The sequence below is a fragment of the Sphingomonas oligoaromativorans genome, assembly GCF_011762195.1.
Taxonomy (GTDB): Bacteria; Pseudomonadota; Alphaproteobacteria; order Sphingomonadales; family Sphingomonadaceae; genus Solisphingomonas; species Solisphingomonas oligoaromativorans.
This window is the reverse complement of record NZ_JAASQK010000004.1, coordinates 256263-282610: the sequence shown is the minus strand read 5'-3', so window position 1 is coordinate 282610 and position 26348 is coordinate 256263. Positions and strand designations below refer to the sequence as shown.

General features: G+C 69.4%; 24 protein-coding genes. 14 read left to right on the top strand and 10 right to left on the bottom strand.

The genetic code is table 11. The features are described 5' to 3' along the window. Position 1: 1 nt before the first annotated feature. The 3 genes from FHS98_RS09970 to FHS98_RS09960 are packed head-to-tail and all read right to left on the bottom strand — an operon-like array spanning position 2 to position 2914. Entirely contained in the window at positions 2 to 937 is a 936-nt protein-coding gene (locus FHS98_RS09970) for a tyrosine-type recombinase/integrase (RefSeq protein ID WP_167103765.1), read from the bottom strand. Beyond that, entirely contained in the window at positions 934 to 2784 is a 1851-nt protein-coding gene (locus FHS98_RS09965) for a hypothetical protein (protein ID WP_167103762.1), read from the bottom strand. Before FHS98_RS09965 ends, FHS98_RS09970 begins: the two co-directional genes overlap by 4 nt. Next, entirely contained in the window at positions 2771 to 2914 is a 144-nt protein-coding gene (locus FHS98_RS09960; protein ID WP_167103759.1) for a hypothetical protein, read from the bottom strand. The genes FHS98_RS09965 and FHS98_RS09960 overlap by 14 nt, the downstream gene beginning before the upstream one ends. Before the next feature lie 89 nt (positions 2915 to 3003). Here FHS98_RS09960 and FHS98_RS09955 point away from each other — a divergent pair, with 89 nt between their 5' ends. Further along, on the top strand, positions 3004 to 3558 hold the full coding sequence (locus tag FHS98_RS09955; protein ID WP_167103756.1) for a shikimate kinase: 555 nt from the start codon (positions 3004 to 3006) through the stop codon (positions 3556 to 3558). After that, positions 3555 to 4667, top strand: coding sequence for a 3-dehydroquinate synthase (gene aroB, locus FHS98_RS09950; RefSeq protein ID WP_167103755.1), 1113 nt, complete (start codon positions 3555 to 3557; stop codon positions 4665 to 4667). Before FHS98_RS09955 ends, aroB begins: the two co-directional genes overlap by 4 nt. A 3-nt stretch (positions 4668 to 4670) precedes the next feature. Here aroB and FHS98_RS09945 read toward each other — a convergent pair whose 3' ends face one another. From FHS98_RS09945 to radA, 5 genes are all read right to left on the bottom strand, one after another. Further along, positions 4671 to 5018: a DUF423 domain-containing protein gene (locus FHS98_RS09945; RefSeq protein WP_167103750.1), complete on the bottom strand. Its 348-nt coding sequence runs from the start codon at positions 5016 to 5018 to the stop codon at positions 4671 to 4673. Then, positions 5015 to 6766: a cation:proton antiporter domain-containing protein gene (locus FHS98_RS09940; RefSeq protein ID WP_167104236.1), complete on the bottom strand. Its 1752-nt coding sequence runs from the start codon at positions 6764 to 6766 to the stop codon at positions 5015 to 5017. Before FHS98_RS09940 ends, FHS98_RS09945 begins: the two co-directional genes overlap by 4 nt. 44 nt (positions 6767 to 6810) lie before the next feature. After that, on the bottom strand, positions 6811 to 7278 hold the full coding sequence (locus FHS98_RS09935) for an iron-sulfur cluster assembly scaffold protein (protein WP_167103747.1): 468 nt from the start codon (positions 7276 to 7278) through the stop codon (positions 6811 to 6813). Between the two features lie 228 nt (positions 7279 to 7506). Then, positions 7507 to 8049, bottom strand: coding sequence for a CvpA family protein (locus FHS98_RS09930; RefSeq protein WP_208402171.1), 543 nt, complete (start codon positions 8047 to 8049; stop codon positions 7507 to 7509). A gap of 9 nt (positions 8050 to 8058) precedes the next feature. Next, a complete protein-coding gene (gene radA, locus FHS98_RS09925; protein ID WP_167103744.1) occupies positions 8059 to 9432 on the bottom strand; it encodes a DNA repair protein RadA in 1374 nt (457 codons plus the stop codon). A gap of 109 nt (positions 9433 to 9541) precedes the next feature. On the opposite strand from radA, the gene FHS98_RS09920 reads away from it, so the two are divergent. The 8 genes from FHS98_RS09920 (at position 9542) to FHS98_RS09885 (ending at position 17950) form a co-directional block, all read left to right on the top strand. Then, on the top strand, positions 9542 to 11857 hold the full coding sequence (locus FHS98_RS09920; protein ID WP_167103740.1) for a patatin-like protein: 2316 nt from the start codon (positions 9542 to 9544) through the stop codon (positions 11855 to 11857). A gap of 51 nt (positions 11858 to 11908) precedes the next feature. Next, entirely contained in the window at positions 11909 to 12235 is a 327-nt protein-coding gene (locus FHS98_RS09915; RefSeq protein ID WP_167103739.1) for a lipopolysaccharide assembly protein LapA domain-containing protein, read from the top strand. Then, complete coding sequence (gene pyrF / locus FHS98_RS09910; protein ID WP_167103738.1) at positions 12232 to 12912, top strand: orotidine-5'-phosphate decarboxylase; 681 nt, start codon at positions 12232 to 12234, stop codon at positions 12910 to 12912. The genes FHS98_RS09915 and pyrF overlap by 4 nt, the downstream gene beginning before the upstream one ends. A 66-nt stretch (positions 12913 to 12978) precedes the next feature. Next, positions 12979 to 13611 (top strand): phosphoribosylanthranilate isomerase, encoded by a 633-nt coding sequence (locus tag FHS98_RS09905; protein ID WP_167103737.1) that lies wholly within the window; start codon positions 12979 to 12981, stop codon positions 13609 to 13611. Beyond that, entirely contained in the window at positions 13608 to 14840 is a 1233-nt protein-coding gene (trpB, locus tag FHS98_RS09900) for a tryptophan synthase subunit beta (protein ID WP_167103736.1), read from the top strand. The genes FHS98_RS09905 and trpB overlap by 4 nt, the downstream gene beginning before the upstream one ends. 112 nt (positions 14841 to 14952) lie before the next feature. Further along, positions 14953 to 15765: a tryptophan synthase subunit alpha gene (trpA, locus tag FHS98_RS09895; RefSeq protein ID WP_167103734.1), complete on the top strand. Its 813-nt coding sequence runs from the start codon at positions 14953 to 14955 to the stop codon at positions 15763 to 15765. Next, on the top strand, positions 15762 to 16616 hold the full coding sequence (gene accD, locus FHS98_RS09890; RefSeq protein WP_167103732.1) for an acetyl-CoA carboxylase, carboxyltransferase subunit beta: 855 nt from the start codon (positions 15762 to 15764) through the stop codon (positions 16614 to 16616). Before trpA ends, accD begins: the two co-directional genes overlap by 4 nt. Before the next feature lie 5 nt (positions 16617 to 16621). Beyond that, positions 16622 to 17950 (top strand): bifunctional folylpolyglutamate synthase/dihydrofolate synthase, encoded by a 1329-nt coding sequence (locus FHS98_RS09885; protein ID WP_167103729.1) that lies wholly within the window; start codon positions 16622 to 16624, stop codon positions 17948 to 17950. On the opposite strand, the gene FHS98_RS09880 is transcribed toward FHS98_RS09885, so the two are convergent. Continuing rightward, a complete protein-coding gene (locus tag FHS98_RS09880) occupies positions 17947 to 19281 on the bottom strand; it encodes an AmpG family muropeptide MFS transporter (RefSeq protein WP_243847954.1) in 1335 nt (444 codons plus the stop codon). The two genes, FHS98_RS09885 and FHS98_RS09880, sit on opposite strands and share 4 nt — an antisense overlap. Positions 19282 to 19454: 173 nt before the next feature. Between FHS98_RS09880 and FHS98_RS18970 the strand changes: the two genes are divergently transcribed. Both FHS98_RS18970 and rsmD read left to right on the top strand, forming a co-directional pair. After that, a complete protein-coding gene (locus tag FHS98_RS18970; protein ID WP_167103723.1) occupies positions 19455 to 20909 on the top strand; it encodes a pseudouridine synthase in 1455 nt (484 codons plus the stop codon). Beyond that, on the top strand, positions 20906 to 21445 hold the full coding sequence (gene rsmD, locus FHS98_RS09870; RefSeq protein ID WP_167103720.1) for a 16S rRNA (guanine(966)-N(2))-methyltransferase RsmD: 540 nt from the start codon (positions 20906 to 20908) through the stop codon (positions 21443 to 21445). The genes FHS98_RS18970 and rsmD overlap by 4 nt, the downstream gene beginning before the upstream one ends. A gap of 85 nt (positions 21446 to 21530) precedes the next feature. On the opposite strand, the gene FHS98_RS09865 is transcribed toward rsmD, so the two are convergent. Beyond that, on the bottom strand, positions 21531 to 22190 hold the full coding sequence (locus FHS98_RS09865) for a hypothetical protein (protein WP_167103717.1): 660 nt from the start codon (positions 22188 to 22190) through the stop codon (positions 21531 to 21533). A 425-nt stretch (positions 22191 to 22615) separates the two neighbouring features. Between FHS98_RS09865 and FHS98_RS09860 the strand changes: the two genes are divergently transcribed. Further along, on the top strand, positions 22616 to 24901 hold the full coding sequence (locus FHS98_RS09860) for a UvrD-helicase domain-containing protein (protein ID WP_167103714.1): 2286 nt from the start codon (positions 22616 to 22618) through the stop codon (positions 24899 to 24901). Positions 24902 to 24975: 74 nt separating this feature from the next. After that, positions 24976 to 26346 (top strand): MFS transporter, encoded by a 1371-nt coding sequence (locus tag FHS98_RS09855; protein WP_243847970.1) that lies wholly within the window; start codon positions 24976 to 24978, stop codon positions 26344 to 26346. The last annotated feature ends 2 nt before the right edge of the window (positions 26347 to 26348 follow it).

Here is a 26348-nt window from a genome sequence, read left to right as displayed (position 1 = left end):
GTTAAGGCGCTGTGTTCGCGCCGTCAACTTGGACGCGCTCGGCAAGCGGATGCCGCGCGTTGACCAGCTCGACCAGCCGGCGGCTGTCGACATGGGTGTAGATCTGCGTCGTGGCGATATCGGCATGGCCCAGCATCGCCTGTAACGCGCGCAGATCGGCGCCGCCTTCCAGCAGGTGCGTGGCGAAGGCATGGCGCAGGACATGCGGGCTGATCCGCTCGGGCGGGATACCCGCCTCGCCGCCCAGCGCGCGCACCAGTTGATAGAGCCGCATCCGGCTGAGATGCGATTTCCCCGACGGAAACAGCCAAGGCTGCCCCGCCGGCACCTCCACCCGCCAGCGCTCGACCGCCGCCAGCGCGCGATCCGAGATCGGCGCCAGCCGCTCGCGCCCGCCCTTCCCCTTGAGAATGAGGAAAGGCTGCCCAACCCGAATCGCCGCACGCGGCAGCGAGACCAGCTCCGTCGCGCGCAGGCCCGAACCATAGAGAAGCTCGATCAGCGCGGCGAGGCGGAGATCGGCGCGGCTCGCGCCCTCACCGGTCCGCGCGGCGAGCGCCTCGAACAGGCGATCCACCTCCGCATGGCCGAGTATCTTCGGCAGCGGCCGCCGCACCTGCCCGCGCGGGAGCGCGGCGGAGGGATCGTCCTCCCGCGCGCCATCCTCCACCAGAAAGGCGAAGAAGCGCCGCAGCGCCGCCGCCTTCCGCGCGATCGTGGCGTGGGCGAGCGCAGCCCACGCCTCGCCCAGCGTCGCGAGCGCATCGTCGTCCGCCGCCGCCAGCCGCCCCTCCAGCAGCGCCGAGGCGCCGCGCAGGTCCGTCCCATAAGCCAGCAGCGTGTTGCGGGACGCCCCCGCCTCCGCCGCCATCGCCTCCAGGAAGCGTTCGATGGCGCGCGCATCCTCGCCGGCGGCGAAGGCGGCGCCGGGCCTCATGTCCGGCTCAGCGCCTCGGCCGCGATCATCCGCGCCTCCGGCTCATAGCCCACCGCCCGGAGCCCCGCGATGATGTGATAGAGGAACACCGGCGAGACCTGCGTCCAGTCGGTCGTCTGCATCCCCACCGCCGCCAGCAGCGCCGTCAGCGCGGGCTCGCGCTTGGCCGCCGCCGCGTCGATCGCGCGGGTCCACTCGTTCTGCACCCCGAGCGGCACGTCGAGGCGCTGCCCAAGCCTGTCGACGTCGCGCGGGGCGATGCGGCCCAGCCCTGCGAGGCTGGCGAACAGGAACTGCGCGCGCAACCTGGCCGAGCCGCGCCCGCCGTCGCCGAACTTCGCGATGCGATCGGAATCGATCTCCACCTGCAAGCGCGGCGCGCCGACCGCCAGCAGCGCCCAGGCCTCGTCGCCGGACGTGCCGGACAGGCTCCGCACCACGCCCGTCCAGCGCGCGGCCTGCGTATCGAGGCCGGCCGACAGCATCGACGCCAGCAGCGCCGACGCATCCGCGCCGTAGTCCGACGAAGGCGTGATCCGCGCCGAGGCCCGCGCCGTCAGGATGCGCGAGGCATATTGGTCGCGCTCGCCCTCGGGATCGGCCCAGAGCGCGCGCAGCGCCGCCACCCGATCCGATTCGTCCTGCGCGACATAGGCCGAGCGCAGCCGGCCGGCCGGCGTCTGGTCCATGGCATAGGGATCGCCGGCTTCGGCCTGCGCCGAGAGGAAGTCGACCAGATCGGCCGACGACATCACGCCCAGCGTCGCCGCGATCTTCTCCGCGCCGAGGCGGCTCTGCGCCGGCAGCATCGGCGCGCGGGCACGCCACGCCTGCATGGCGAGATTGCCGTTGTCGAACAGCGTATCCGGGATGGCGAGCCCCGCCGCGCTCGCGAGGCCGAAGCGCCAGCTCGTCAGCTCGTTGACGCCGGACCACTGGATATCGGTCGCGCGCTTGCCGTTGGGGCCGGCGCCGACGATCCGCTCGGCGAGCAGCAGGTCGATGCCCTGCGCCGCGTGCGGCAGCGAGCGGGCGCGATCGACCAGCGCGCTGGCGGTGCCCGCCTCGCCCGAGAGGCCGGCGCACATAGCCCGCGCCAGCGGCCAGGTGGGGGTCTTGCTCTTCGTATCGGCGACATCCGCCACCGGGCAGAGCGCCGCCGGATCGGCCGACGCCATCGCCGCTTCGAGGATCGCCTCATACAGGCGCGGCGTCGCCTTGTCGGGATCGACGCGCTGGACGAGCAGCCGCGCCGCATCCGCCTCGCCCATGCGGGTGAGCAGCAGCACGCGCTCGGCCACCCAGTCGGAGGGATCGACGCCGCCCGGCGTCTGGATGTCGGTGGTCAGCACGCGCCGCAGCAGCATCGACACCCACCGCGAGGCGACCGGCGCGTCCAGCCGCGCCATCAGCGTGGTGAGATAGCGGCCCGCCGTATTGCCGAAGCCATCGGCCGGAACGCCCGTCACCTCGGGGCGCAGGAAGCCGACATGCTCGGTCGAGCGACGGGCGAATTCGGGGATATCCTGCTTGCGCAGCGCGGCGGCGGCCTGCGCGGCGGCATTGGAGGCGTCGCCCTCGATCGCGGCGTTGGCCGCTTCGTCGAGGCCGTTGTCCGGCAGGGAGGCGGCGGCCGCATTGCCCGGCTCGGCCGGGGCGGACGGCGGCGGAGGTGCCACGACGGGAGCCGGAGCGGGCGCGGCCGGCGGCGGAGGCGGCGCCTTCGCAGGCGTGCCGAAACCGGGCGGCAGGATGGATTGCGGCGATTGCTGCCCGAAGGCCGGGATCGCGACGGCCAGTATCGCGACGCCGGCCAGCAGGCCGATCGCCGCCTTAGTGCGAGGCATCGGCGCCGTTCAGCGTCACCACCTTCTCGATATGGTGGGGCGTCACGGCCACCGATCGATGCGACAGCCAGACGAGGCCCGCCACCAGGGCGAGGAGGACGACAATCAGGATGATGCTGCCACGCGACATGCTGCTTCCCAGGCAAAAAGAAAAACAAGGACCATACGAAGGAGCGCGCTTTTGCCCGATCCCTCACCCCTGTGTATAGCCCCAGCCCCATGCCGCAAAGCCCGCCCTCGCCACGATCCACCGCCCGACACCTCGCGATGCGACGGCCGATCGTGCTCGTCGGGCTGATGGGCGTGGGAAAGTCGACCGTCGGGCGGCGGCTCGCGGCGCGGCTGCATTTACCTTTCGTCGATGCGGATCGCGAGATCGAGGCCGCCGCCGGCCTCAAGATTTCGGACATCTTCGCCCGATTCGGTGAAGAGGGCTTCCGTGACGGCGAACGCCGCGTGATCGCCCGCCTGATCGATGGCCGCCCCAAGGTGGTGGCGACCGGCGGCGGCGCCTTCATGAACGAGAAGACGCGCAAGCTGATCCTGGAGCGCTCGACCGCGATCTGGCTCGACGCCGATATCGACGTGCTGGTCGAGCGCGTCGGCCGGCGCGACGACCGGCCGCTGCTCCAGGGCCGCGATCCGCGCGAGATACTGACCGAGCTGGCCGCGGTGCGGAACCCGGTCTACGCGCTCGCCCCCATCCATGTCCGTTCCGAGCCGCTGCCGCACGAGGCGACGGTCGAGGCGATCCTGAAGGTGCTTTCCGAATGACGACGATCGTTCCCGTCTCGCTGGCCGATCGCAGCTACGAGGTGGCGATCGCGCCGGGCGCGCTGGAGGATGCCGGCACGCGCCTCGCCCGCTACGCGCCGCGCGGGCGCTTCGTGGTGGTGACGGACGCGCATGTCGCGGCGCTGCACCTTCCGCGCCTCACTGCCTCGCTGGAGGCCTCCGGCATCACGGTGGAGCCGATCATCCTCCCCGCCGGCGAATCGACCAAGAGCTGGGCGAACCTCGAAACGCTGACCGATCGCCTGCTGGAACTGGGCGTCGAGCGATCGGACAAGGTGATCGCGCTCGGCGGCGGGGTGATCGGCGATCTGGTCGGCTTCGCCTGCTCGATCCTGAAGCGCGGCTGCGGCTTCGTGCAGGTGCCGACGACGCTGCTGGCGCAGGTCGATTCGTCGGTCGGCGGCAAGACCGCGATCAACACGCGCGCCGGCAAGAACCTGATCGGCGCCTTTCATCAGCCCGCTCATGTGCTGATCGACCCCGACACGCTCGACACCTTGCCCCCCCGCGAGCGCGCCGCCGGCTATGCCGAGGTCGTGAAATATGGCCTGATCGACGATCCGGCCTTCTTCGATTGGTGCGAGGCGAACGGCGCGGCCCTGCTGGCCGGAGACGGCGCGGCGCGGGTCCATGCCATCGCCACCTCGATCGCCGCCAAGGCCCGCATCGTCGAGGCGGACGAGCGCGAGACGGCGGGCGTCCGCGCGCTCCTCAATCTCGGCCACACCTTCGGTCATGCGCTGGAGGCCGAGACCGGCTTCTCCGATCGCCTGCTCCACGGCGAGGGCGTGGCGTGCGGCATGGCGCTGGCCTTCCGCTTCTCCGCCGCACGGGGGCTGTGCCCCATGGAGGATGCGGATCGCGTCTCCCGCCACCTCGCGGCCGCCGGTCTGCCGACGACGCTCAAGGCCGCCGGTGTCGATGCCTCGGGCGAGGCGCTGGTCGCGCACATGCTCCACGACAAGAAGATGGAGGGCAATCGCCTCCCCTTCCTCCTCGCGCGCGGGATCGGGCGGACGTTCCTCGACAAGCATGTCGACCTGGCGGACGCCGCCGCCTTCCTCGACGCGGAGCGTGCGCGGGGCTGAGCCTCAGCCCCGGCGCCAGGCCCCCACGGCGAGCATCCCCCACCCGACGATCATCGCCAGCCCGCCCAGCGGCGTGATCGCCCCGAACCAGAGCGGCCCGCCCAGCGCCATGGCATAGAGCGTCCCCGCGAACAGCGCGCCGCCGCCGACGAAGCACCAGCCCGCCCCGCGCCCGAGCGGCCGTCCGGCGGCCACCAGCGCGGCGACGGCATGGACGAGCTGGTAATGCGAACCCGTCTTGAGCCACTCGGCCGCGACGCCATGCGCCCCGTGCGCGCCGAAGGCCCCGGCGATCACCGCCAGCCCGCCGGACAGCGCCGCGAGCAGGGCCAGCGGATCGCGCGCCCTCACATCGCCGTCCCTTCATCCTCGTCGAGGCTCACGCCGAGCTGCCCCGGACGGTGCATCAGCGCCATCGCCCGCGCGGAGCGGATATCCCCCTCCTCATGCTGGGCATCGAGCCGCCGCCGGTCGCGCTCGCGATAATCCTCCTCGATGCGATCCATCTCGGCCTCCTCGACGCCGAGCGTTTCGAGCACCTGCCGCCCCATGCTGACCGCGCTCTCATGCACTTCGCGCACGGCACCGGCCATCTCGATCCCGCGCAGCGCCAGATCGTGTCGCCGGTCGAACAGGCGCACGAACAACTTGGCGTGGGGGAAAGCCTTCTGGATCGTCCTCAGCGTATCGGCGTCCGGCTGCTCCCCATCGATGCAGAAGCAGATCAGCCTGGCCTCTTCCGCGCCCGCCTGCCGCAACAGCTCGGTGCGGGTGCCGTCGCCATAATAGATCTTGATGTGGAGCCGGTCGCCGATGTCGATGATCTCGGTGTCGAGATCGACGATGGTGAGCGACATGCCGTGCGCCAGCAGCATCTGCGCCACCGTCTGCCCGAAGCGGCCATGGCCGACGACGATGGCGGCCGCCTGTTCTGCCTCCTCCGGCCCCGCGAGGCCGCGCAGCTTGGCGCCCGCTTCCTCGCCACCGAAGCGCCGCGCCAGCGACATCAGGAACGGCGTCGTCGCCATCGACAGCGTGACCACGGCGGAGAACAGGCTCGCCGCCTCCGGCTTGATGAGCAGCGCCGTCTGCGCCTGCCCGAACAGCACGAAGCCGAATTCGCCCCCCTGGCTCAGCAGCAGGCCGAGCGCGAAGGCCGATCTCCGCTCCATCCGCGCGATCCGCGCGATGCCGTAGAGCACCAGCGTCTTGACCAGGATCAACGCCGCCGCGAGCCCGATCACGAACAGCGGCCGCGTCGCGATCGCCGACAGATCGAGCAACATGCCGACCGTCAGGAAGAACAGGCCGAGCAGGATCGAACGGAACGGCTCGACGTCCGCCTCCAGCTCGTGGCGATAGGGCGAATCGGCCAGCATCACGCCCGCCACGAAGGCGCCGAGCGCGGTGGACAGATGCAGCGCCTCCATCAGCGCCGAGGCCGCCAGCACCGTGAACAGGCCCGAGGCGACGAACATCTCCCGCTCGCCCAGCCGCCCGATCAGCTTGAGCGCCGGGCTCAGGATGAAGCGCCCCGCCAGCACCAGCAGGATGATCGCGCCGATCGTATAGAGCCCGAGCAGCCAGCCCGGCGGGGCGTTGGCGTCCGCCGGCGCGCGGGAGAGCGCAGCGATCACGGTGATGAGCGGCACGATCGACAGATCCTGGAACAGCAGAATCGAGAAGGCGCGCTCGCCGAACCTGGTGTGCAATCGCCCGGCGGAGCGCAACAATGGCAACACCTGCGCCGTCGACGACAGCGCCAGCGGCAGGCCCAGCGCCAGCGCGGCGGCGGGCGTGAAGCCGGTGAAGGCATAGACCACCGCCGTCACCGTCAGCCCGGCAAGCACCACCTGCGCGAGGCCCATGCCGAAGATCTCGCGCCGCAGATCCCACAGCCGGCGGGGATTGAGCTCCAGCCCGACGAGGAAGAGCAGCAGCGTGATGCCGATCTCGGCGAAACCCATCTTGCCGTCGGCGTCGCCCACGACATTCAGCACCTGCGGCCCGATCAGCACGCCGGCGAGGAGATAGCCCAGCACGGCGCCGAGGCCGAAGCGGCGGAACAGCAGCACCGCCGGCAAGGCCGCGCCCAGCATGATGACGCCGTCGCGGAGCAGATTGTCTGCTGGAACGCCCGTCGTCACGCGGCGGCATCCCGGCGCCTGGCGGCCGCGAGCGCGGCGGCTTCGGCCACCGCCTCGAAGGCCAGCCGGATCGAAGGGTGGCGCGCCGGATAAGCCCGCGCGGGGCCGAATATCTCCAGCCCCGGCCAGTCGCCCGGATCGTCCCGCTCTCCAGCGAGGAAGGCGGTGAGCGCATCGCGCGCCGCCTCCAGCTCGTCGATCGAGCGGCCGATGGCGTGCGCGCCCATCAGCGAGGCCGAAGCCTGCCCCAGCGCGCAGGCCCGCACCTCCTGCCCCAGCGATGCGATACGGTCCCCGGCATCGAGCGTCACGTCCACCGTCACGCGGCTGCCGCAGATCGGCGAGCGGCGGCTGGAGGAGCCTTCCGCCGCGGACAGCCGCTCGTCATGCGGGATCGATGCGGCAAGCCGCAGGATGGTGGAATTGTAGAGCGCGGCCGACATGCCCCCGAGATAGGGCAGCATTCCGGCCGCGTCGAGGCGGCCTCAAGCAACCACGTCAATCGGCGGACGGACGGAGCGTTCCGGCGGACGCCCGACGCGTTTCGGTGGCTTCGGCCCGCCCGCCATCAGCATGAGAGGCCACCCGCCCCCGGCTCGCATCGCCCTTCGCATAAGCGATAGCGTCCTCAAGGCCGGCCCTGATCTTCTGGAATGCGGATGTCGCCATGCGCCCCTCCGGTGCCGGATCGCTCAACGATCGACCGATTCGGCCATATTGTCCACCGGATGATCGCCCCGCCGCCTGGCGACGAGATCGTCGATCGCGTGGCGGCTGGCCTGGAGCAGCGAAATGCTCCGCGCCTCGCGCACCCACTCGGGCCGCTGCGCCGCGCCGCCATAGCCCAGATCGTAGACGAGATTGCCCAGCATGAAGAGCAACGTCACGCCGATCAGCCCCTTCACCGCGCCGAAGCCGAGGCCCAGCGTCCGGTCGATCGGCCCCAGCACGGAGGTGCGCGTGCTCCGCCCGATCCGTGCCGCCAGCATCCGGCCGACGAAGAAGACGATCGCGAACAGCAGCACGAAGGCGAGCAGCGAGGCCCCGGCCTTGGTGTGCAGATGCGCGCCGAGGAACAGCGAGGCCGGCGTGTAGAACAGCTTGAGCGCGATCACCGCCGCCACCCAGGCGAACAGCGACAGCACCTCCATCACGAAGCCGCGCATCACGCCGAGCAGCGCGCCGCCGCCGACGAACAGGATGACGATGATGTCGAGCAGGGTCAGCGAGTGCATGAAGCGCGCCTAGCCACGCCCCAGCAGATGGTCAACGAGCCTGCCCAGCGACGGGAAGTGGCTGGCCTTGATTCCCGTCACCTCGCCTGCGCCCGCCGAAGGCATCAGCGCCCGCTCGAAACCGAGCTTCGCCGCCTCCTTGAGCCGGATGCCACCATGCGCGACGGGCCTGATCTCGCCCGACAATGACACTTCGCCGAACGCCACGGCATCGGCCGGCACCGGCCGCTCCGCCAGCGCCGAGACGAGCGCCGCCGCCACCGCGACATCCGCCGCCGGATCGGTGACGCGATAGCCGCCCGCCACATTCAGATAGACTTCCGCCGAGGAGAAGCTGAGGCCGCATCGCGCCTCCAGCACGGCGAGGATCATGGCGAGCCGCCCCGAATCCCAGCCGACCACCGCCCGCCGCGGCGTCGCGCCCGAAGCCAGCCGCACCGTCAGCGCCTGTATCTCGATCAGCAGCGGCCGCGTGCCCTCCAGCGCCGGGAACACCACCGCGCCCGCCACGCCCTCGTCGCGCTGGGTCAGGAACAGCGAGGACGGGTTCAGCACCTCGCCCAGCCCCGTCTCGGCCATCGAGAAGACGCCGATCTCGTCGGTGCCGCCGAAGCGGTTCTTGATCGGGCGAAGGATGCGATATTGATGGCTGCGCTCGCCTTCGAAGCTCAGCACCGTGTCGACCATATGCTCCAGCACGCGGGGGCCGGCGATCGCGCCGTCCTTGGTGACATGGCCGACGAGGATCAGCGCCGCGCCCGTCTCCTTGGCATAGCGGATCAGTTCCTGCGACGAGGCGCGAACCTGGCTCACCGTGCCGGGCGCGCCCTCGATCATGTCCGAATGCATCGTCTGGATCGAATCGATCACGAGCAGCGCCGGCGGCCGCCCGCCATCCAGCGTCGCGAGGATATCGCGCACCGAGGTCGCCGCGCCGAGCTTCACCGGCGCATTGCCCAGCCCCAGCCGCCGCGCGCGCAGCCGCACCTGATCGGCCGCCTCCTCGCCCGAGATATAGGCGACCGACAGCCCCTCCTCGGCCAGCTTCGCCGCCGCCTGGATGAGCAAGGTCGACTTGCCGATCCCCGGATCGCCGCCGATCAGCGTCGCCGAGCCCGGCACGAGGCCGCCGCCAAGCGCCCGGTCCAGCTCGCCGATGCCCGTCTTCGTCCGCTCCGGCAGCACGATGTCCGCGTCCAGCCCGACCAGCTCCAGCATCCGGCCGCCGCGCCTGAGGTCATGCTTCGCCGCAAACGCGGTGGGCGCGGCCTGCACCTCCTCGACCAGCGTGTTCCACTCCGCGCAATCGGCGCACTGGCCCTGCCAGCGATGGGAAACGCCCCCACAGGCCTGACAGACATAACGCTTGGCTGGCTTGGCCATGATGCTCCCGCCCTCGAACGAAGCGGGAACATAGCCCGCGCTTTCCAACATCGCAACAGCCGCAGGTCGCTCTTGCGGGGGCCTGGCCGCCATGCGACCATCCGCCGCAATGAGGGAGAAGGAACTGAGGCTGGCGCTGGTCTGCTACGGCGGCATCAGCCTTGCCGTGTATATGCACGGCATCACGAAGGAGATCTGGCACCTCGCCCGCGCCAGCCGCGCCTTCTCGGCCGGGGAAACCGCCGAGGGCGCCAGCGAAGAGGTCTATCGCCGCCTGCTCGCGCTGATCGAGGGCGAGGCGGAAATCCGGCTCCGTATCCTCGTCGACATCATCGCGGGCGCCAGCGCGGGCGGGCTCAACGGCATCTTCCTCGCGCAGGCGATCAGCAGCGGCCAGTCGCTGGAGCCGCTCACCAGCCTGTGGCTCGAAAAGGCCGATGTGGAGCAGCTCGTCGATCCCGAGGCGCGGCCCGGATCGCGACTCTCCAAGATGTGGGCGACGCCGATCGCCTGGGCGCTGGCCGGCCGCGAGACGGGGCTGGAGGAGACGGTCGAGCCCGCCGCGCGCAACGAGGTGAAGGCCAAGCTCGCCAGCTTCGTGCGGGGGCGCTGGTTCGAGCCGCCGTTCGGAGGCGCCGGCTTCACGGGCGTGATCCTCGATGCGCTCGACGCCATGGAGGCGCGCCCGGCCGGCCCGCCGCTCCTGCCAGAGGGCCAGCCGCTGGACCTGTTCGTCACCGTCACCGATTTCCACGGCCATCCCGAGCGGCTGCATCTCCATTCGCCGGACGAGGTGGTGGAGACCGAGCATCGCCTGACGCTCGCCTTCTGCGATCGCGGGCGTTCCGGGGCGGACGGCGGGCCGGGGCTGGGCGATCCGGCGGAACTCGCCTTCGCCGCGCGGGCGACCGCGAGCTTTCCGGGCGCCTTCCCGCCCTTCACGGTCGCCGAGCTGGACGGCGTGCTCGCCGAGCGCGGGCGCGACTGGCCGACGCGCGACGCCTTCCTCACCCGCTCGCTCCCCCGGCAGGCGGCGGCCGGGCGGATCGATTCGGCGGCGCTGATCGATGGCTCGGTGCTCGCCAACGCGCCCTTCCGCCCCGCCGTCGACGCACTCCGCAACCGCCCGGCGCGGCGCGAGATCGACCGGCGCTTCGTCTATGTCGATCCGCACCCCGGCAACCGGATCATGCGGATGAACACCCCCGGCGCGGTGAGCCAGCCCGGCTTCTTCCAGACGATCTTCGGCGCGATGTCCGACATTCCGCGCGAGCAGCCGATCCGCGACAATCTGGAGGCGATCGAGGGCCGCTCTGCCCGCATCAACCGGATGCGCGAGATCACCGATGCGATCCGCCCCGAGGTGGAGGCCACGATCGAGGATGCCCTCGGCTCCACCTTCTTCCTCGATTCGCCGACGCCGCCCCGCCTGCTCGCCTGGCGCGCCAAGGCGCATGACCGGGCCGGCAAGGGCGCGGGCTATGCCTATGCCTCCTACGGCCATCTCAAGCTCACGACGGTGAACGAGGAACTGGCGGTCCTCCTCCACTCGCTCGCCGGGCCGGCCGCCGCCTCGCTGGACAGCTATCGCGACGCCATCGCGGAACACATCGTCGCCAGGGGCCTGCGCGCGCCGCATTCGCTGATCGGCGGGCGGGTCGCCGAATCGGTCGTGCTGTTCTTCCGCCAGCACGATATCCGCTTCCGGGTGAGGCGGCTGCGCTTCCTCGCGCGGCGGATCGAGGCGATGGAGCAGCATGGCGAAGTCCCCCGCCAGGCCGCCCAGACCATGCGCGAAGGCCTGTTCGACGCCCTCGCCCCCTATCTCGCGCGGCAGAGCGACGATTTCTACGACGAGGCCGCCCGCGCCGCCGCCCGCATCGTGGTCGGCCAGCCCGAGGCCGCGCTCGAATGGCTCGCCCAGACGCGCGACCTGGCCACGCTTGACCGAAGCGCCGACGAGCGGCTGGCCCAGGCCTTCACCGCGCTGCCCAAGGCGGAGCGGCGGGTGATGCTCTACGCCTATCTGGGCTTCCCCTTCTACGACATCGCTATGCTGCCGCTGCTCCAGGACGAAGGGCTCGACGAGTTCGATCCGATCAAGGTGGACCGCATCTCGCCAGAGGACGCCCGCGCCATCCGTGAGGGCGGCGCGGAAGCGAGCCTCAAGGGCATCCAGTTCAACAGCTTCGGCGCCTTCTTCAGTCGGGTCTATCGCGAGAACGACTATCTTTGGGGCCGCCTCCACGGAGCGGACCGGATGATCGACATCGTCGCCTCCACGCTTCCGGCCGGCCGCTCGCTGCCCCCCGGCGCGATAGCTGGCCTGAAACGGGACATATTCCGTGCCATTCTGGGCGAGGAGCACAGCCGGCTCACGCATGTCCCCGATCTGTTCGACAAGCTGGCGGCCGAGATCGGATAACCCGGCCGGGGAGGCTGGCGTCTCATTACGCTTCCGCATAAGCTCGGGCCTATGCAGTTTCTGAAAACGCTCTTCTGGGTCGTGCTGGCCGTTGCCGCGGTGATCTTCGCGATGCGCAACTGGACGCCGGTGACGGTGAACCTCTGGGGCGGTTTGCTGGTGGATGCCAAGCTGCCGGTGCTGGTGTTCGGCGCCTTCCTCGCGGGCTTCCTGCCCACCTTCGCCTATCACCGCGCCACGCGCTGGCGGTTGAAGCGCCGGCTCGACAGCCATGAACGCGCCCTTGCAGACATGCGCGGCATCGGCGACATGGCCGCCACCCATCCGGTCGCACAGCCGACCGCGCCCCTCACCACGGAACCCCCGGCTCAATCGTGACCCATCGCTCCCCCATCTACGTCGCCCTCGACACGCCGGACATCGAACATGCCAAGGCGCTGGCCCAGAAGGTTCGCCATCATGTCGGCGGCATCAAGCTCGGCCTCGAATTCTTCGCCGCCAACGGCCGCCCCGGCGTCCGCGAGATGGCGGCGCTCGGCCTGCCGATCTTCCTCGACCTGAAGCTGCACGACATTCCCAACACCGTCGGCAAGGCGATGCAGGCGCTCTCCGTGCTGGAGCCCGCGATCGTCACGGTCCACACCGCCGGCGGCCGCGCGATGATGGAGGACGCCAAGGCGGCCGCCCCGCTCGGCACCAAGGTGGTCGGCGTGACGATGCTCACCTCGCTGGACGGCAATGATCTGCGCTCGATCGGCTTGCAGGACGACGTCCATGGCCAGGTCGAGCGCCTGACCGGCCTCGCCCGCGAGGCGGGGCTGGACGGCGTGGTCTGCTCGGGCGCCGAGGTGGCGATCGCGAAGAAGATCTGGTCGGACGGTTTCTTCGTCGTCCCCGGCGTCCGCCCGGCGGATGGCGTGGTCGGCGACCAGAAGCGCGTGGTGACGCCGCGTCAGGCGCGCGATCGCGGCGCCTCGGTGCTGGTCATCGGCCGCCCCATCACAAAGGCCGAAGACCCGGACGCCGCCGCCCGCGCGATCGAAGCGACGCTCTGAGCTTCAGCCTCGCCAAGAAGGAATGGGTAGGCCTGACCGCAAGGCGGGCCTATATCGCGCTCCACCATGCCAGTCAGCGCCAAGATTTGCGGGCTCTCCACCGCCGAAACCATCGATGCGGCCGTGCGCGGCGGGGCGAGCCATGTCGGCTTCGTCTTCTTCCCGAAGAGCCCGCGCGACATCGAACCCGATCGCGCCGGCCGGCTCGCGACACCGGGCCATGTCGAGCGGATCGGCGTGTTCGTCGATCCCGATGACGCGCTGCTTAACCACGCCGTGGCGGGCGCGCGGCTGACCGGCGTGCAGCTTCATGGCGACGAGACGCCGGAGCGCGTCGCGGCGGTGAAGGCGCGGCTCGGCGTGCAGGTCTGGAAGGCCATCCCCGTCCGCACCCGCGCCGATCTGGAAGCCGCCGCCCGCTATCGCGGCGCCGCCGACCGCATCCTCTATGACGCCAGGACGCCCAAGGGCGCGCTGCCCGGCGGCATGGGGCTGCGTTTCGATTGGGCTCTGCTCGACGGATTTTCGCATCCCCTGCCATGGGCGCTTTCGGGCGGCCTCGATGTCGGCAATGTGGCCGATGCGGTGGGGACTACCGGCGCCCGTCTCGTCGACATCTCCTCCGGCGTGGAATCCGCGCCCGGTATCAAGGATGTGGACAAGATCGCCGCCTTCCTTCAAGCGACGAACCGCCTATGACACTCGCCAACTCGCTTCGCGCCCAGCCTGACGCTGACGGCCATTTCGGAGAATTCGGCGGACGCTATGTCGCCGAAACGCTCATGCCGCTCATCCTCGATCTGGAGCGCGAATATCGCCGCGCCCAGTCCGACCCGGCCTTCAAGGCCGAGTTCGAGGGGCTGCTGAAGCATTATGTCGGCCGCCCGAGCCCGCTCTATTACGCGGAAGGGCTGACCGAGGCGCTCCGCAAGGACGCACCCGCCGGCAAAGGCCCGAAAATCTATTTCAAGCGCGAAGACCTGAACCACACCGGCGCGCACAAGATCAACAACTGCATCGGCCAGATTCTGCTCGCCATCCGCATGGGCAAGAAGCGGATCATCGCCGAGACGGGCGCCGGCCAGCACGGCGTCGCGACGGCAACGGTCGCGGCGCGCTTCGGCCTGCCCTGCACGATCTTCATGGGCGCGGTGGACGTCGCCCGCCAGCAGCCCAACGTCTTCCGCATGAAGCTGCTCGGCGCGGAAGTCCGCCCCGTCACGTCCGGCGCGCAAACGCTCAAGGACGCGATGAACGAGGCGCTGCGTGATTGGGTCGCGAACGTCGACGACACCTTCTACATCATCGGCACCGCCGCCGGCCCGCATCCCTATCCCGAACTGGTCCGCGATTTCCAGTCGGTGATCGGCACCGAGGCGCGCGAGCAGATTCTCGAAGCCGAAGGCCGCCTGCCCGACCTGCTGGTCGCGGCGGTGGGCGGCGGCTCGAACGCCATCGGCCTCTTCCATCCCTTCCTCGACGATGCGGACGTGGCGATGCTGGGCATCGAGGCAGCGGGCCACGGCCTCGACACCGACAAGCACGCCGCCAGCCTCACCGGCGGCCGTCCGGGCGTCCTCCACGGCAACCGCACCTACCTGCTTCAGGATGAGGACGGTCAGATCACCGAGGCGCACTCAATCTCAGCCGGCCTCGACTATCCGGGCATCGGGCCGGAGCATAGCTGGCTCCACGAGATCAAGCGCGTCACCTATGAGGGCGTCACGGATCAGGAGGCGATGGACGCCTTCCAGCTCTGCTGTCGCGTCGAGGGCATCATCCCGGCGCTGGAGAGCGCGCACGCCATCGCAGGCATCGTCCGCAAGGCACGGGACATGAACGAGGATCAGGTCGTCATCCTCAATCTCTCCGGCCGGGGCGACAAGGACATCTTCACCGTCGCCGACAGCATGGGAGTGAAGCTGTGACGAACCTGCTTCCCTCCTCACCGTTCGTCCTGAGCGCAGTCGAAGGACATGCGGCAGGCGCAGCGCTTGGGGCATGTATTTCGACTTACGGTTCGCGCATTGTGAGGGCAGCATGAGCCGCCTCGCCGACACCTTCGCACGCCTGAAGGCCGAGGATCGCGCCGCGCTGGTCGCCTTCGTGACCGCCGGCGATCCCTCGCCCGCGCACACGCCCGCCATCCTCGACGCCATCGTCGCAGGCGGCGCGGACGTGATCGAGCTGGGGATGCCCTTCACCGATCCGATGGCCGATGGCCCCGCGATCCAGGAAGCGAACATCCGCGCGCTCGCGGCGGGCACCAAAACCGCCGACGTCCTCGCCATCGCCAAGGGCTTCCGCGAGCGGCATCCGAATGTGCCGCTGGTGCTGATGGGCTATGCCAACCCGATGCTCTCGCGCGGCGCCGACTGGTTCGCGCAAGCCCTTGAAGAGGCCGGCATCGACGGCGTGATCTGCGTCGACATCCCCGCCGAGGAGGATGCCGCCCTCGGGCCGCCCCTCCGCGCGAAGGGGATCGATCTCGTCCGCCTCGCCACCCCCACCACCGATACGGCGCGTCTGCCGGCGGTGCTGGAGGGCGCTTCGGGTTTCCTCTATTACGTCTCGGTGGCGGGCATCACTGGCCTCCAGCAGGCGGCGACCGACACGATCGAGGCCGCCGTCGCGCGGCTCAAGGCGGGCACCGACCTGCCCGTGGCGGTGGGCTTCGGCGTCCGCACGCCCGAGCAGGCCGCCGCCATCGCGCGCGTGGCGGACGGGGTGGTCGTCGGCTCGGCGATCGTCGACGCGCTGGCGAAGGCCGGCGGCAACCCGGAGGCGGGCCGCGCGCTCGTCGCAATATTGGCAGGGGCGGTGCGAGAAGCCCGCGTAGGAGTTACGGCATGAGCTGGATCGACAAGGTCCGCAATTCGATTCCCTTCATCGCGAAGCGGGATACCCCCGAGAACCTCTGGCATAAATGCCCTAAGTGCGGGGCGATGGTCTTCCTCAAGGAATATGAGGAAAACCAGAATGTCTGCCCGAAGTGCGAACATCATGGCCGCATCGGCGCCGCCAAGCGCTTCGACATGCTGTTCGACGGCGGCGTCCACACGCCGCTGCCGGCGCCGGTGGTGCGCGAAGACCCGCTCAAGTTCCGCGACACCAAGAAGTACGCCGATCGCCTGAAGGCGGCGCGCACCTCGACCGGCGAGCCTGACGCCTTCCTCAACGCCAAGGGCGAGATCGAGGGCCGCAAGGCGGTCGTCGGCGTGCAGGATTTCGCCTTCATGGGCGGATCGATGGGCCTTGCGGTGGGCGCGGCCTTCGTGGCGGGCGTGGAAGCGGCGATCGCCGAGAAGGCGCCGTACATCGTCTTCACCGCCGCCGGCGGCGCGCGGATGCAGGAGGGCATCCTCTCCCTCATGCAGATGCCCAAGACGACGGTCGCCATCGCCAAGCTGCACGAGGCCGGCCTGCCCTATATCGTCGTGATGACCGATCCGACGACCGGCGGCGTCACCGCCAGCTACGCGATGCTGGGCGACGTCCAGCTTGCAGAGCCAGGCGCGCTGATCGGCTTCGCGGGCCAGCGCGTGATCGAGCAGACCATCCGCGAGAAGCTGCCCGAGGGCTTCCAGCGCTCCGAATATCTGCTGGATCACGGGATGCTCGACATGGTGACGCATCGCCACCAGCTCCGCGAGACGCTGGCGAAGCTGATCGCCTATCTGGTGCCGGAGAAGGCCCCGGCCTGACGCCCATGGCGGATCATGCCCGTTCCGACGATGCCGCGGTCCAGCAGCAGCTCGACCGGCTGGACGCGCTCTCGCCGGGCCGGGACATCCTCGGGCTGGAGCGCGTCCGCGCGCTGCTCGATCGGCTGGGCAACCCGGAGACGAAGCTCCCGCCCGTCTTCCATGTCGCGGGCACCAACGGCAAGGGATCGACCTGCGCCTTCCTGCGCGCGGCGCTGGAGGCGGCGGGGCACAAGGTTCATGTCTACACCAGCCCGCATCTCGTGCGCTTCAACGAGCGCATCCGGCTGGCGGGTCGACTGATCGAGGACGAGCAGCTCGCGGACTATCTTGGGCGCGTGCTCGACATCGCCGACGATATCGGCCCGAGCTTCTTCGAGGTGACGACGGCGGCCGCTTTCCTCGCTTTCTCGGACGTGCCGGCGGATGCGTGCGTGATCGAGGTCGGCCTCGGCGGGCGGCTCGATGCGACCAATGTGCTGGCCGCGCCCGCCGTCACGGGCATCGCCCAGCTCGGCATGGATCACCAGGCCTTCCTCGGCGACAAGCCCGAGCAGATCGCGGCCGAGAAGGCCGGCATCGCCAAGGCCGGCGTGCCGCTCATCACCCAGCGCTACCCGCCTTCCATGGCCGAGCGCGTCGCCGCCGCCGCCGATGAGGCCGGCGCGCCGCTCTTCCCGCGCGGCGAAGCCTGGGACGCCGCGCCCTATCGCGGCGAGCTTCATTATCGCGACTCCGAAGGCCGGCTCGACCTGCCGCTGCCGAGGCTCGCGGGGACGCATCAGGTGGAGAATGCCGGGCTCGCCATCGCGATGCTTCGCCACCAGACGGCGCTCCCCGTGCCACCGGCCGCGATCCGCGCCGCGATGGGTTGGGCGGAGTGGCCCGCACGGATGCAGCCGCTCGGCCCCGGACCGTTGCGCGATCTCCTACCCAAGGAGGCCGAACTGTGGCTCGACGGCGGACATAATCCGGCGGCGGCACGCGTTGTCGCGGATCATCTGCGCGCGGCGGTGCCGGCGGGAAAGCCGCTGCACCTCGTCATGGGGCTGCTCGCGAACAAGGATGCGACGGGCGTGCTGCGCGCCTTCGCCGGACGCCATGCGACGCTCCATGCCGTGCCGGTGCCGGGGCACGAGCATCACGCGCCCACCGAGCTGGCGGCGATGGCCAAGCAGGTCGGCCTGACCGCGCTCCCCGCCGCCGACGTGGCGGACGCGCTCCGCTGGATCGGCCGCCATGCCGATCGCACCGAGCCGCCTTATGTGCTGGTTCTGGGCTCGCTCTATCTCGCGGGCGAAGTGCTGCGCGAGAACCGGCAGTTGCCGGATTAATCCCGCGCGGCGGGCGTTTCGGGTTCCTCGACGCCCGTCTGCCGGACGGTTTCCACCACGAAACCGGCGCGGTGCATCAGCCACAGGAAGAACAGCCCCGGTATCGCGAGAAAGGCCGCGAAGACGTAGAAGCCGACCCAGCCGAACGCCGCCGCGGCATAGCCGGACGGAGTGGTCGCGAAGGTCCGCCCCACCGCAGCGACGCTGGACAGCAGAGCATATTGGGTCGCCGTGAAGGCCGTGCTCGACAAGCCGGACAGATAGGTCGCGAACACGGTGAGGCTGATCGCCGCGAACAGGTTTTCCGTGCCCACCGCCAATGTCAGCATCGCCACCGAATGGCCCGTCGCGGCGACGGTCGCGAACATCAGGTTGGCACCCGCCATGATGATCCCCGCGCCGAAGAGCAGCCGCCCCATGCCGAAGCGGGCGATCAGCGCGCCCGCGACCAGCGATCCGATCACCAGGCACCAGAAGCCCACCAGCTTGTTGATCGCGATATAATCCGTGTCGGTGAAGCCCTGATGCACCACCATCGGCGAGAGCATGTTCTGCCCCACCGCGTCGCCGAGCTTGTAGGTGAGCACGAACAGCAGGATCAGCCACGCGCCCGGCCGCTTGAAGAAATCCACGAAGGGATCGGCGACGTTATGCTTCAGGAAATGGCGGAACGCCTCGATGCTGAACGGCTCGCGCACCGCGGTGCGCCTGCCCGGCCCGAGCCATAGCGCCGCGATCGCGCCCGGCAGCACCAGCCCCGCGCTGATGGCATAGGCCATCGGCCAGCCGAGCGCCGCGCCCTCGGTCGAGGCCAGCCAGATCGTCCCCGCCCCGGCCAGCAGGTTGCCGGTGCGATAGCCGACCTGATTGGTCGCCGTGCCCTGCGCCAGCTCCTCGTCGGACAGGATCTCGATGCGATAGGCGTCGATCACGATATCCTGCGTCGCCGACAGGAAGGCCACGATCACGCCCCACAATGCGAAGCGGGCGATATGATGGTTGGGATCGCTCGCCCCGAGCTGGATCAGCGCCACCGCCAGCAATGCCTGCACCACGAACAGCCAGGCGCGGCGCTGGCCGAACAGCCGCGACAGGCCGGGCAGCGCGATGCCGTCGATCAGCGGCGCCCAGAGGAATTTCAGCGTATAGGGCGTGCCAAGCGCGAAGGCGAAACCGATCGTCTTCTTGTCGATGCCCACCTTCGACAGCCAGTAGGACATCGTCGCCAGCAGCAGCGTCAGCGGAAACCCGCTCGATATCCCGAGCAGGAACGCGCCGAGCGGAGCGGGCCTCAGATAGTGGCGAAGCGTGGTGGAAGTCGAACCGGACATCGCCATCACCTTAGCGACCCGACGCAGCCGGGAAAGATGTTTCGGCCTCCATCCCTGAACGGGATGCTGCCGAAGCCCCTCCATCCCAATGCGCAGGATGCGACTCGCCGCTTGACCGGCAAGCGATTAGCGCGGAAGGCGGTTCCCGCATCCTGAACCATCGGAGACAAGAAGTGAGCGCCCCCCGCCGCCCCGGCGACGATCGTCGTGCCGGCCGCCGCGCCGAACCCCGCGATCGCCGCGGTTCGCCCCCGCGCACGCCCCGCACCGGCGACGAGGCGCCGCGCGACGACAAGCCCTCCGAGGGCAAGAAGCCGCAGCGCGCATCTCAGCGGACGGGCGCCAAGCCCCGCACGAACCGCTCCGAGGCATGGGTCGCCGCGCGCCCGCCGCGCGAGCGCGACGCCGCCGCCAGGCCCACCACCGGCCGCAAGCCCCGCGAACGCCGCGCCGCTCAGGAAGAGCCGCATTCGCCGGCGCATGACGCCGCCCCGTGGGATGCCGCGCCCACCGGCCAGCGCCCCGCCGCTCCGCGAGCCGATGGCCGCCGTCGTGGCGACGCGCCCGCCGCCCGCCCGGCGCGGCGCGAGGATGGAAGCGGGCGCCCCACGCGCGGCCGTCGGCCGGAACGCGGCGATGCCTCTCCCCATCCGCCTTCGGACAAGGGAAAGCCGGCACGCGGCGCCCGTGCCGCCCCCGCGCACGGCGCGGATCGTGGCGAAAAGCTCCTCTCGCGTCCGCCGCGTGGCGAGGGCGAGGGGCGCCGCCCCGCCCGGCCGGCCGAATCGCGCGGCAAGCCCGCCCGCGCCGTCGAACCCGAGAAGCGGGAGCGTCGCCCCACCGCGCCGCGCCGCGCCTCCGGCAAGGCCGCCGCGGCCGAAGCTCCCGCACCGCGCGCCCACAGCCGCAAGGAGCCGCAGCGCATCGCCAAGCTGCTCGCCCGCGCCGGCGTCGCCTCGCGCCGCGAGATCGAGCGGATGATCGCCGAAGGCCGCATCGCGCTCGACGGCAAGGTGCTCGACACGCCCGCGACGATCCTCACCTCGCTCCGGGGCGTGACGGTCGATGGCCAGCAGGTCGATGCGCCGGAGCACACGCGCCTGTTCCTGTTCCACAAGCCGGTCGGCTTCCTCACCACCGAGCATGACCCCGCCGGCCGCCCGACCATCTACGACCGGCTGCCCGAAGGCCTGCCGCGCGTGATGCCGATCGGCCGTCTGGACATGAACACGGAAGGGTTGCTGCTGCTCACCACCGATGGCGAGTTCAAGCGCAAGCTGGAGCTGCCCTCGTCCGGCATCCCCCGCGTCTATCGCGCGCGCGCCTATGGCGAGATCACCCAGGAGCAGCTCGAGGCGCTGTCCGAGGGGATCACCATCGAAGGCATCCGCTATGGCTCGATCGACGCCAACATGGAGCGCCGCACCGGCCGCAACGTGTGGATCGAGATGAAGATCACCGAGGGCAAGAACCGCGAGATTCGTCGCGTGCTGGAATATCTCGGGCTTCAGGTGTCGCGTCTGATCCGCGTCGCCTATGGCGAGTTCGTGCTGGCCGACCTGCCCGCCGGCGAGGTGGTCGAGGTGCGCCAGAACGATCTGGTCGAATTTCGGAAGACGCTGCGATGAGGATCGTTTCCGGCCTGTGGCGCGGCCGCCCGCTGAAGGCGCCCGCCGGCACCACCACGCGCCCCTCCTCCGATCGGGCGCGGGAAGCCCTGTTCTCGATGCTGACCAGCCGGCTCGGCAGCTTCGAGGGGCTGGCCGTGGTCGATCTGTTCGCGGGCACCGGCGCGCTGGGGCTGGAGGCTCTGTCGCGCGGCGCGGAGAGCTGCACCTTCGTCGAGCAGGACAAGGCCGCGCTCGACGCGCTGCGGGCGAACATCGCGGCGCTGGGGGCGAAGGCGGACGTGCGGGCGCAGGCGGTCAACACGCTCGGCCCGTCGACGCGCGCCTATGACCTGATGATGATGGACCCGCCCTATGCGATGCACGCCGGCGTGCCGACGCTGGAGCGGCTGGCGCGGCTCGGCTGGCTGGCGCCGGGCGCGCTGGCGAGCGTCGAGGGCGAGAAGGCGGAGGAACTGCGCCCCGGCGGCTTCTCGATCGAGGCCGAGCGGGTCTACGGCAAGGCCAGGATCACGCTGCTGCGCTACGAGGGCTGAGACTGCTGCGATCGTCGGTGACGAATTTCGCCCCAAAGTCAGTCGTTAAGACCGGCACTCGCCTCGCCCGAAGGCGGACATACATTTATTGATCGGGTGCGGCATCGTCCGGTGCCGCAACACCGGACTTTTGTTCGCCAGCCTCAGCGGCCTTCTTGGCGTCCTCGGACGCCATCAGTTCCCATAATTCAATGCTCTTCAAAATCACCGGGGCGTCTTGGAAATACTCAGCGCCTAACGATACATCCATGAAGGCGTGAACCGCCTCCATATGGCTCGCTATCCCTTCAAGTTCCTCCGCCGCTGCATTGATGCTCGCCTCGTTAAGGTTCTTAAGTCGCTTCACCTGAAAACTCTTGTGCTTGCGGTTCACGATCTCGAACGTGCCGCTGTAGCGGTCTTGGTCAAAATGGCCGTGAGCAAGTGCATTCCGCACCCCGTTCAGTTCATGCAGTCTCCCGTTGCCCACTCCGCCAAGGCAAAGATGGGGAGCGACCCGCATGAGCAGGACGAGATTCGTTGCCCTTGCGGAGAAGTCACCAAGCGCCAGATGATTTAGCGCACCGTCTGGTGCGATAATCTGCACCGCTTTTTCGAGAATGGCCGACATCCAAAAATCGACTTCGTTGTGCGCCATAATGAAGCGACCTAGGGCGTTTTGATATCCAGACCGTATGGCCGGATCGGCATAGGGTTCGTCTGGAATGTCATCGCCATCGAACGACCAATCATGCTCATCGGACACTCGCGCACCCCCCCAAAATTCTGATCCCCGAAGGATTTGAAGATAAAATCGTCTGGAAAATGTCGCAACGACATTTCCACTACGAAGCAGTCTAGATACTTTGCATTTTGGCATCCTCGTATTCGACGTAGCCCAACGCAAACATCTTGCGCTTGGGGTAAAGCATTGGAGGCGGCGAGTGATCGGCATTATGGCGCGTAGCTACCAATGCACTCTCGTTGGATGACGGCAAAATCGTTGGTTCTCGGCCCGAAAGCAGCCAAGCGGTTCCCTACCAATTCCCGTCATCCCAGCGAAGGCTGGGATCCATCTCTGCTTTCTCAAACGATGCGATGAATAGTGAAAGGCGTAGACCCGGCTTTCGCTGGGACCATGGAACCCAACCCCGGTTGCCCTAAGCCCTTCCGTTCCCTACCTGTTCGAACGTGAATCAGCCTATCTCCACCGCCCCCGAGCCCGCCTATCTGAAAGGGCTCAACGAGCCGCAGCGCGAGGCCGTGCTCACCACCGAAGGCCCGGTCCTCGTCCTCGCGGGCGCCGGCACCGGCAAGACGGCGGCGCTCACCGCGCGGCTCGCGCATCTGATCGCCACCCGCCGCGCCTGGCCGAGCGAGATTCTCGCCGTCACCTTCACCAACAAGGCCGCGCGCGAGATGCGCGAGCGGGTCGGCCGGATCGTCGGCGATGCGGTCGAGGGGATGCCGTGGCTCGGCACCTTCCACTCGGTCGCGGCGCGGATGCTCAGACGTCATGCCGAGCTGGTCGGGCTCCAAAGCAATTTCACGATCCTCGACACCGACGACCAGATCCGCCTGCTCAAGCAGTTGATCTCTGCCGCCGACATCGACGAGAAGCGCTGGCCCGCGCGCCAGCTCGCGGGCCTGATCGACCGATGGAAGAACCGCGGCTGGACGCCCGCCGAGGTCGATGCCGGCGAGAGCGAGCTGTATGCCAACGGCCGGGGCTCCGAACTCTACAACGCCTATCAGAAGCGGCTGATCGCGGTGAACGCCTGCGATTTCGGCGACCTGCTGCTCCACATGCTCACGATCCTGAAGCGCCATCGCGACGTGCTGGAGCATTATCAGCAGCGCTTCCGCTATGTGATGGTCGACGAGTATCAGGATACCAACTCGTCCCAATATCTCTGGCTGAGGCTGATCGCGCAAAGCCACAGGAATATCTGCTGCGTCGGCGACGACGATCAGTCGATCTATTCGTGGCGCGGCGCGGAGGTGGCGAACATCCTGCGCTTCGAGCAGGATTTTCCGGGCGCCAAGGTGATCCGGCTGGAGCAGAATTACCGCTCCACCCCGCATATCCTCGGCGCGGCCAGCGCGCTCATCGAGAATAACGGCTCGCGGCTCGGCAAGACGCTGTGGACCGAGATCGACGTGGGCGAGCAGGTGTCGATCATCGGCGTGTGGGACGGGCCGGAGGAAGCCCGCCGCGTCGGCGAGGAGATCGAGAGCCTCCACCGCCAGGGCGGCAGCTATGACGACGCCGCGATCCTCGTGCGCGCCCAGCACCAGACGCGCGAGTTCGAGGACCGCTTCATCGCGATCGGCCTGCCCTATCGCATCATCGGCGGCTTCCGCTTCTACGAGCGCGCGGAAATCCGCGATGCGCTGGCCTATCTGCGCGTGGTGTTCCAGCCGTCCGACGATCTCGCCTTCGAGCGGATCGTCAACACGCCCAAGCGCGGCCTTGGCGACAAAGCGGTGGCGAAGATTCACGCGCTCGCTCGCGCCGAAGGCGTGCCGCTGACGCTCGCCGCCGCGAAGCTGTGCGATACGGACGAACTGTCCGGCGCGGCGCGGAAATCGCTCGGCCGGCTGGTCGGCGACATCGCGCGCTGGCGCGATCTCTCCAACTCGCTCGCCCATCCCGAGCTGATCCGCCAGATTCTCGACGAGAGCGGCTATACCGCAATGCTCCAGGCCGATCGCTCGGCCGAGAGCGCGGGGCGCCTCGAAAACCTCACCGAGCTTGCCCGCGCGATGGAGGACTATGAGACGCTCGGCGAGTTCCTGGAGCATGTCAGCCTCGTCATGGACAATGACGCGGCCGACACTGGCGCCAAGGTGACGATCATGACGATCCACGCCGCCAAGGGGCTGGAGTTCGACACGGTGTTCCTCGCTGGCTGGGAGGAAGGCATCTTCCCCTCGCAGCGCGCGCTCGACGAGGGCGGCGTGAAGAGCCTCGAGGAGGAACGTCGCCTCGCTTATGTCGCGATCACGCGGGCGCGGCGGCGCTGCGTCATCCTCCATGCCGCCAATCGGCGCATCTACGGTCAGTGGACCTCCTCCATCCCCTCGCGCTTCGTCGGCGAGCTGCCGGAGGAGCATGTCGAGACCGAAACCACGATGACCGGCGGCGAGTCGCTCTGGCGCGCGCAGTGGAGTGAGCGGGCCGATCCCTTCGCCCATATCGAACGCGGCACCGGGCGCGGCCCCGGCTGGCAGCGCGCGGCGGCGCTGGGAGAGCCCATAGCGCGCTCCGGCCCCGGCCAGCGCATCGTCGAGGTGAAGGCCTCCGCCGCCAGCTACGCCGCCAGGGCGCGGACGGATGTCGCGGTCGGCCAGCGCGTGTTCCACACCAAGTTCGGCTATGGCAGGATCGAGCGCATCGAGGGCAACAAGCTCGAGATCGATTTCGAACATGCCGGAACCAAGCATGTGCTCGACAGCTTCGTGACTCCTGCATGATCCGACCGTCCGCCCTTGATCTCGCGCCGCGCAAGACCGATCGCGAGGATGGCGGCGGTCTGCCCGCCGACGGGATGCCGAGCCCGCGCCGCTATCTCGCCATCGCGGCGATCTCGCTGGGCACGATCCTGACGGTGATCGACGGACAGATCGCGGGCGTGGCCCTGCCCACCATCGCGCACGACCTCAAGGTGGACAGCTCGGCGGCGGTGCTGATCGTCACGGTCTACCAGCTCGTGCTGGTTATGACGCTGCTGCCTTTCTCGGCGCTGGGAGACCGGATCGGCCTCAAGCGGTTGTACCAGATCGGCCAGATCGTCTTCACGATCGCGACGGCGATGTGCTTCTTCGCCAAGTCGCTGCCTTTCCTGCTCGTCATCCGGGCCGTGCAGTCGCTGGGCGCGGCGGCGGCGCTCAGCGTGATGTCGGCGCTCGTTCGCTCCATCTATCCGGCGCGGCAGCTCGGGCGGGGCATGGGGCTCAACAGCGTCATGGTCTCCGTCTCGGCCGCGCTGGCGCCGACGGCGGGCGGCCTGATCCTCGCCGTGGCGCCGTGGCCGTGGGTGTTCGCGGTCGGCGTGCCGTTCGCGATCCTGTCGCTGGCGCTGGGCCGCTTCGGCCTGCCGGACGTGCCCGGCCGCAAGGCCGGCTATGACACGATGGGCGCCGTCTATTGCGTGGTGACGTTCGGGCTGATTATCTCGGGGCTGGAAACCGGCGTGCATGGCGGATCGCAGACGGTCGCGGCGCTTGTGTTCGCGGCCGGTCTGATCGCCGCCATGATGTTCGTCCGCCATGAACTGGGCGAGCGGAACCCGATCATGCCGGTGGACCTGCTCAGGATGCCGGTGCTGGCGCTCTCCACCTCGGGCGCGTTGTGCGCCTTCATGGCGTCGATGACGCTGCTGCTGTCCCTGCCCTTCCGGCTGGAGCACGGCTTCGGCCTGTCGCCGAGCGAGGTTGGGGCGATGCTTGCGCCCTGGCCGCTCACCACCATGATCGTGGCGCCGACCGCCGGCGCGCTCTCCGACAAGGTGCCGGCCGGGCTGCTCGGCGGGATCGGCATGACGGTGGCGACGATCGCGCTGCTGCTGCTCGCCTTCCTGCCGGCGCATCCGGGCTATGCCGACATGGCATGGCGGATGGCGCTGTGCGGATCGGGCTTCGGCCTGTTCCTCGCCCCCAATGCGCGGCTGATCGTCGGCTCCGCGCCGCGGCATCGCGCCGCTTCGGCGGGCGGGCTCATCTCCACCACGCGGCTCTCGGGGCAGACGCTGGGGGCGACGCTGGTCGCCGCCCTGCTCGCCTTCGGGCTCGGCGAGGGGCCGGTGCCGCCGCTGGTCGCGACCTGCCTCGCGGTGATCGCGGGCGTGTGCAGCGTGGCGCGGCTCAACCCGGCGCTACGCCGCCCCTCCCCATCCGAGGTAGAGCCCGGCGCCGCCTGAGA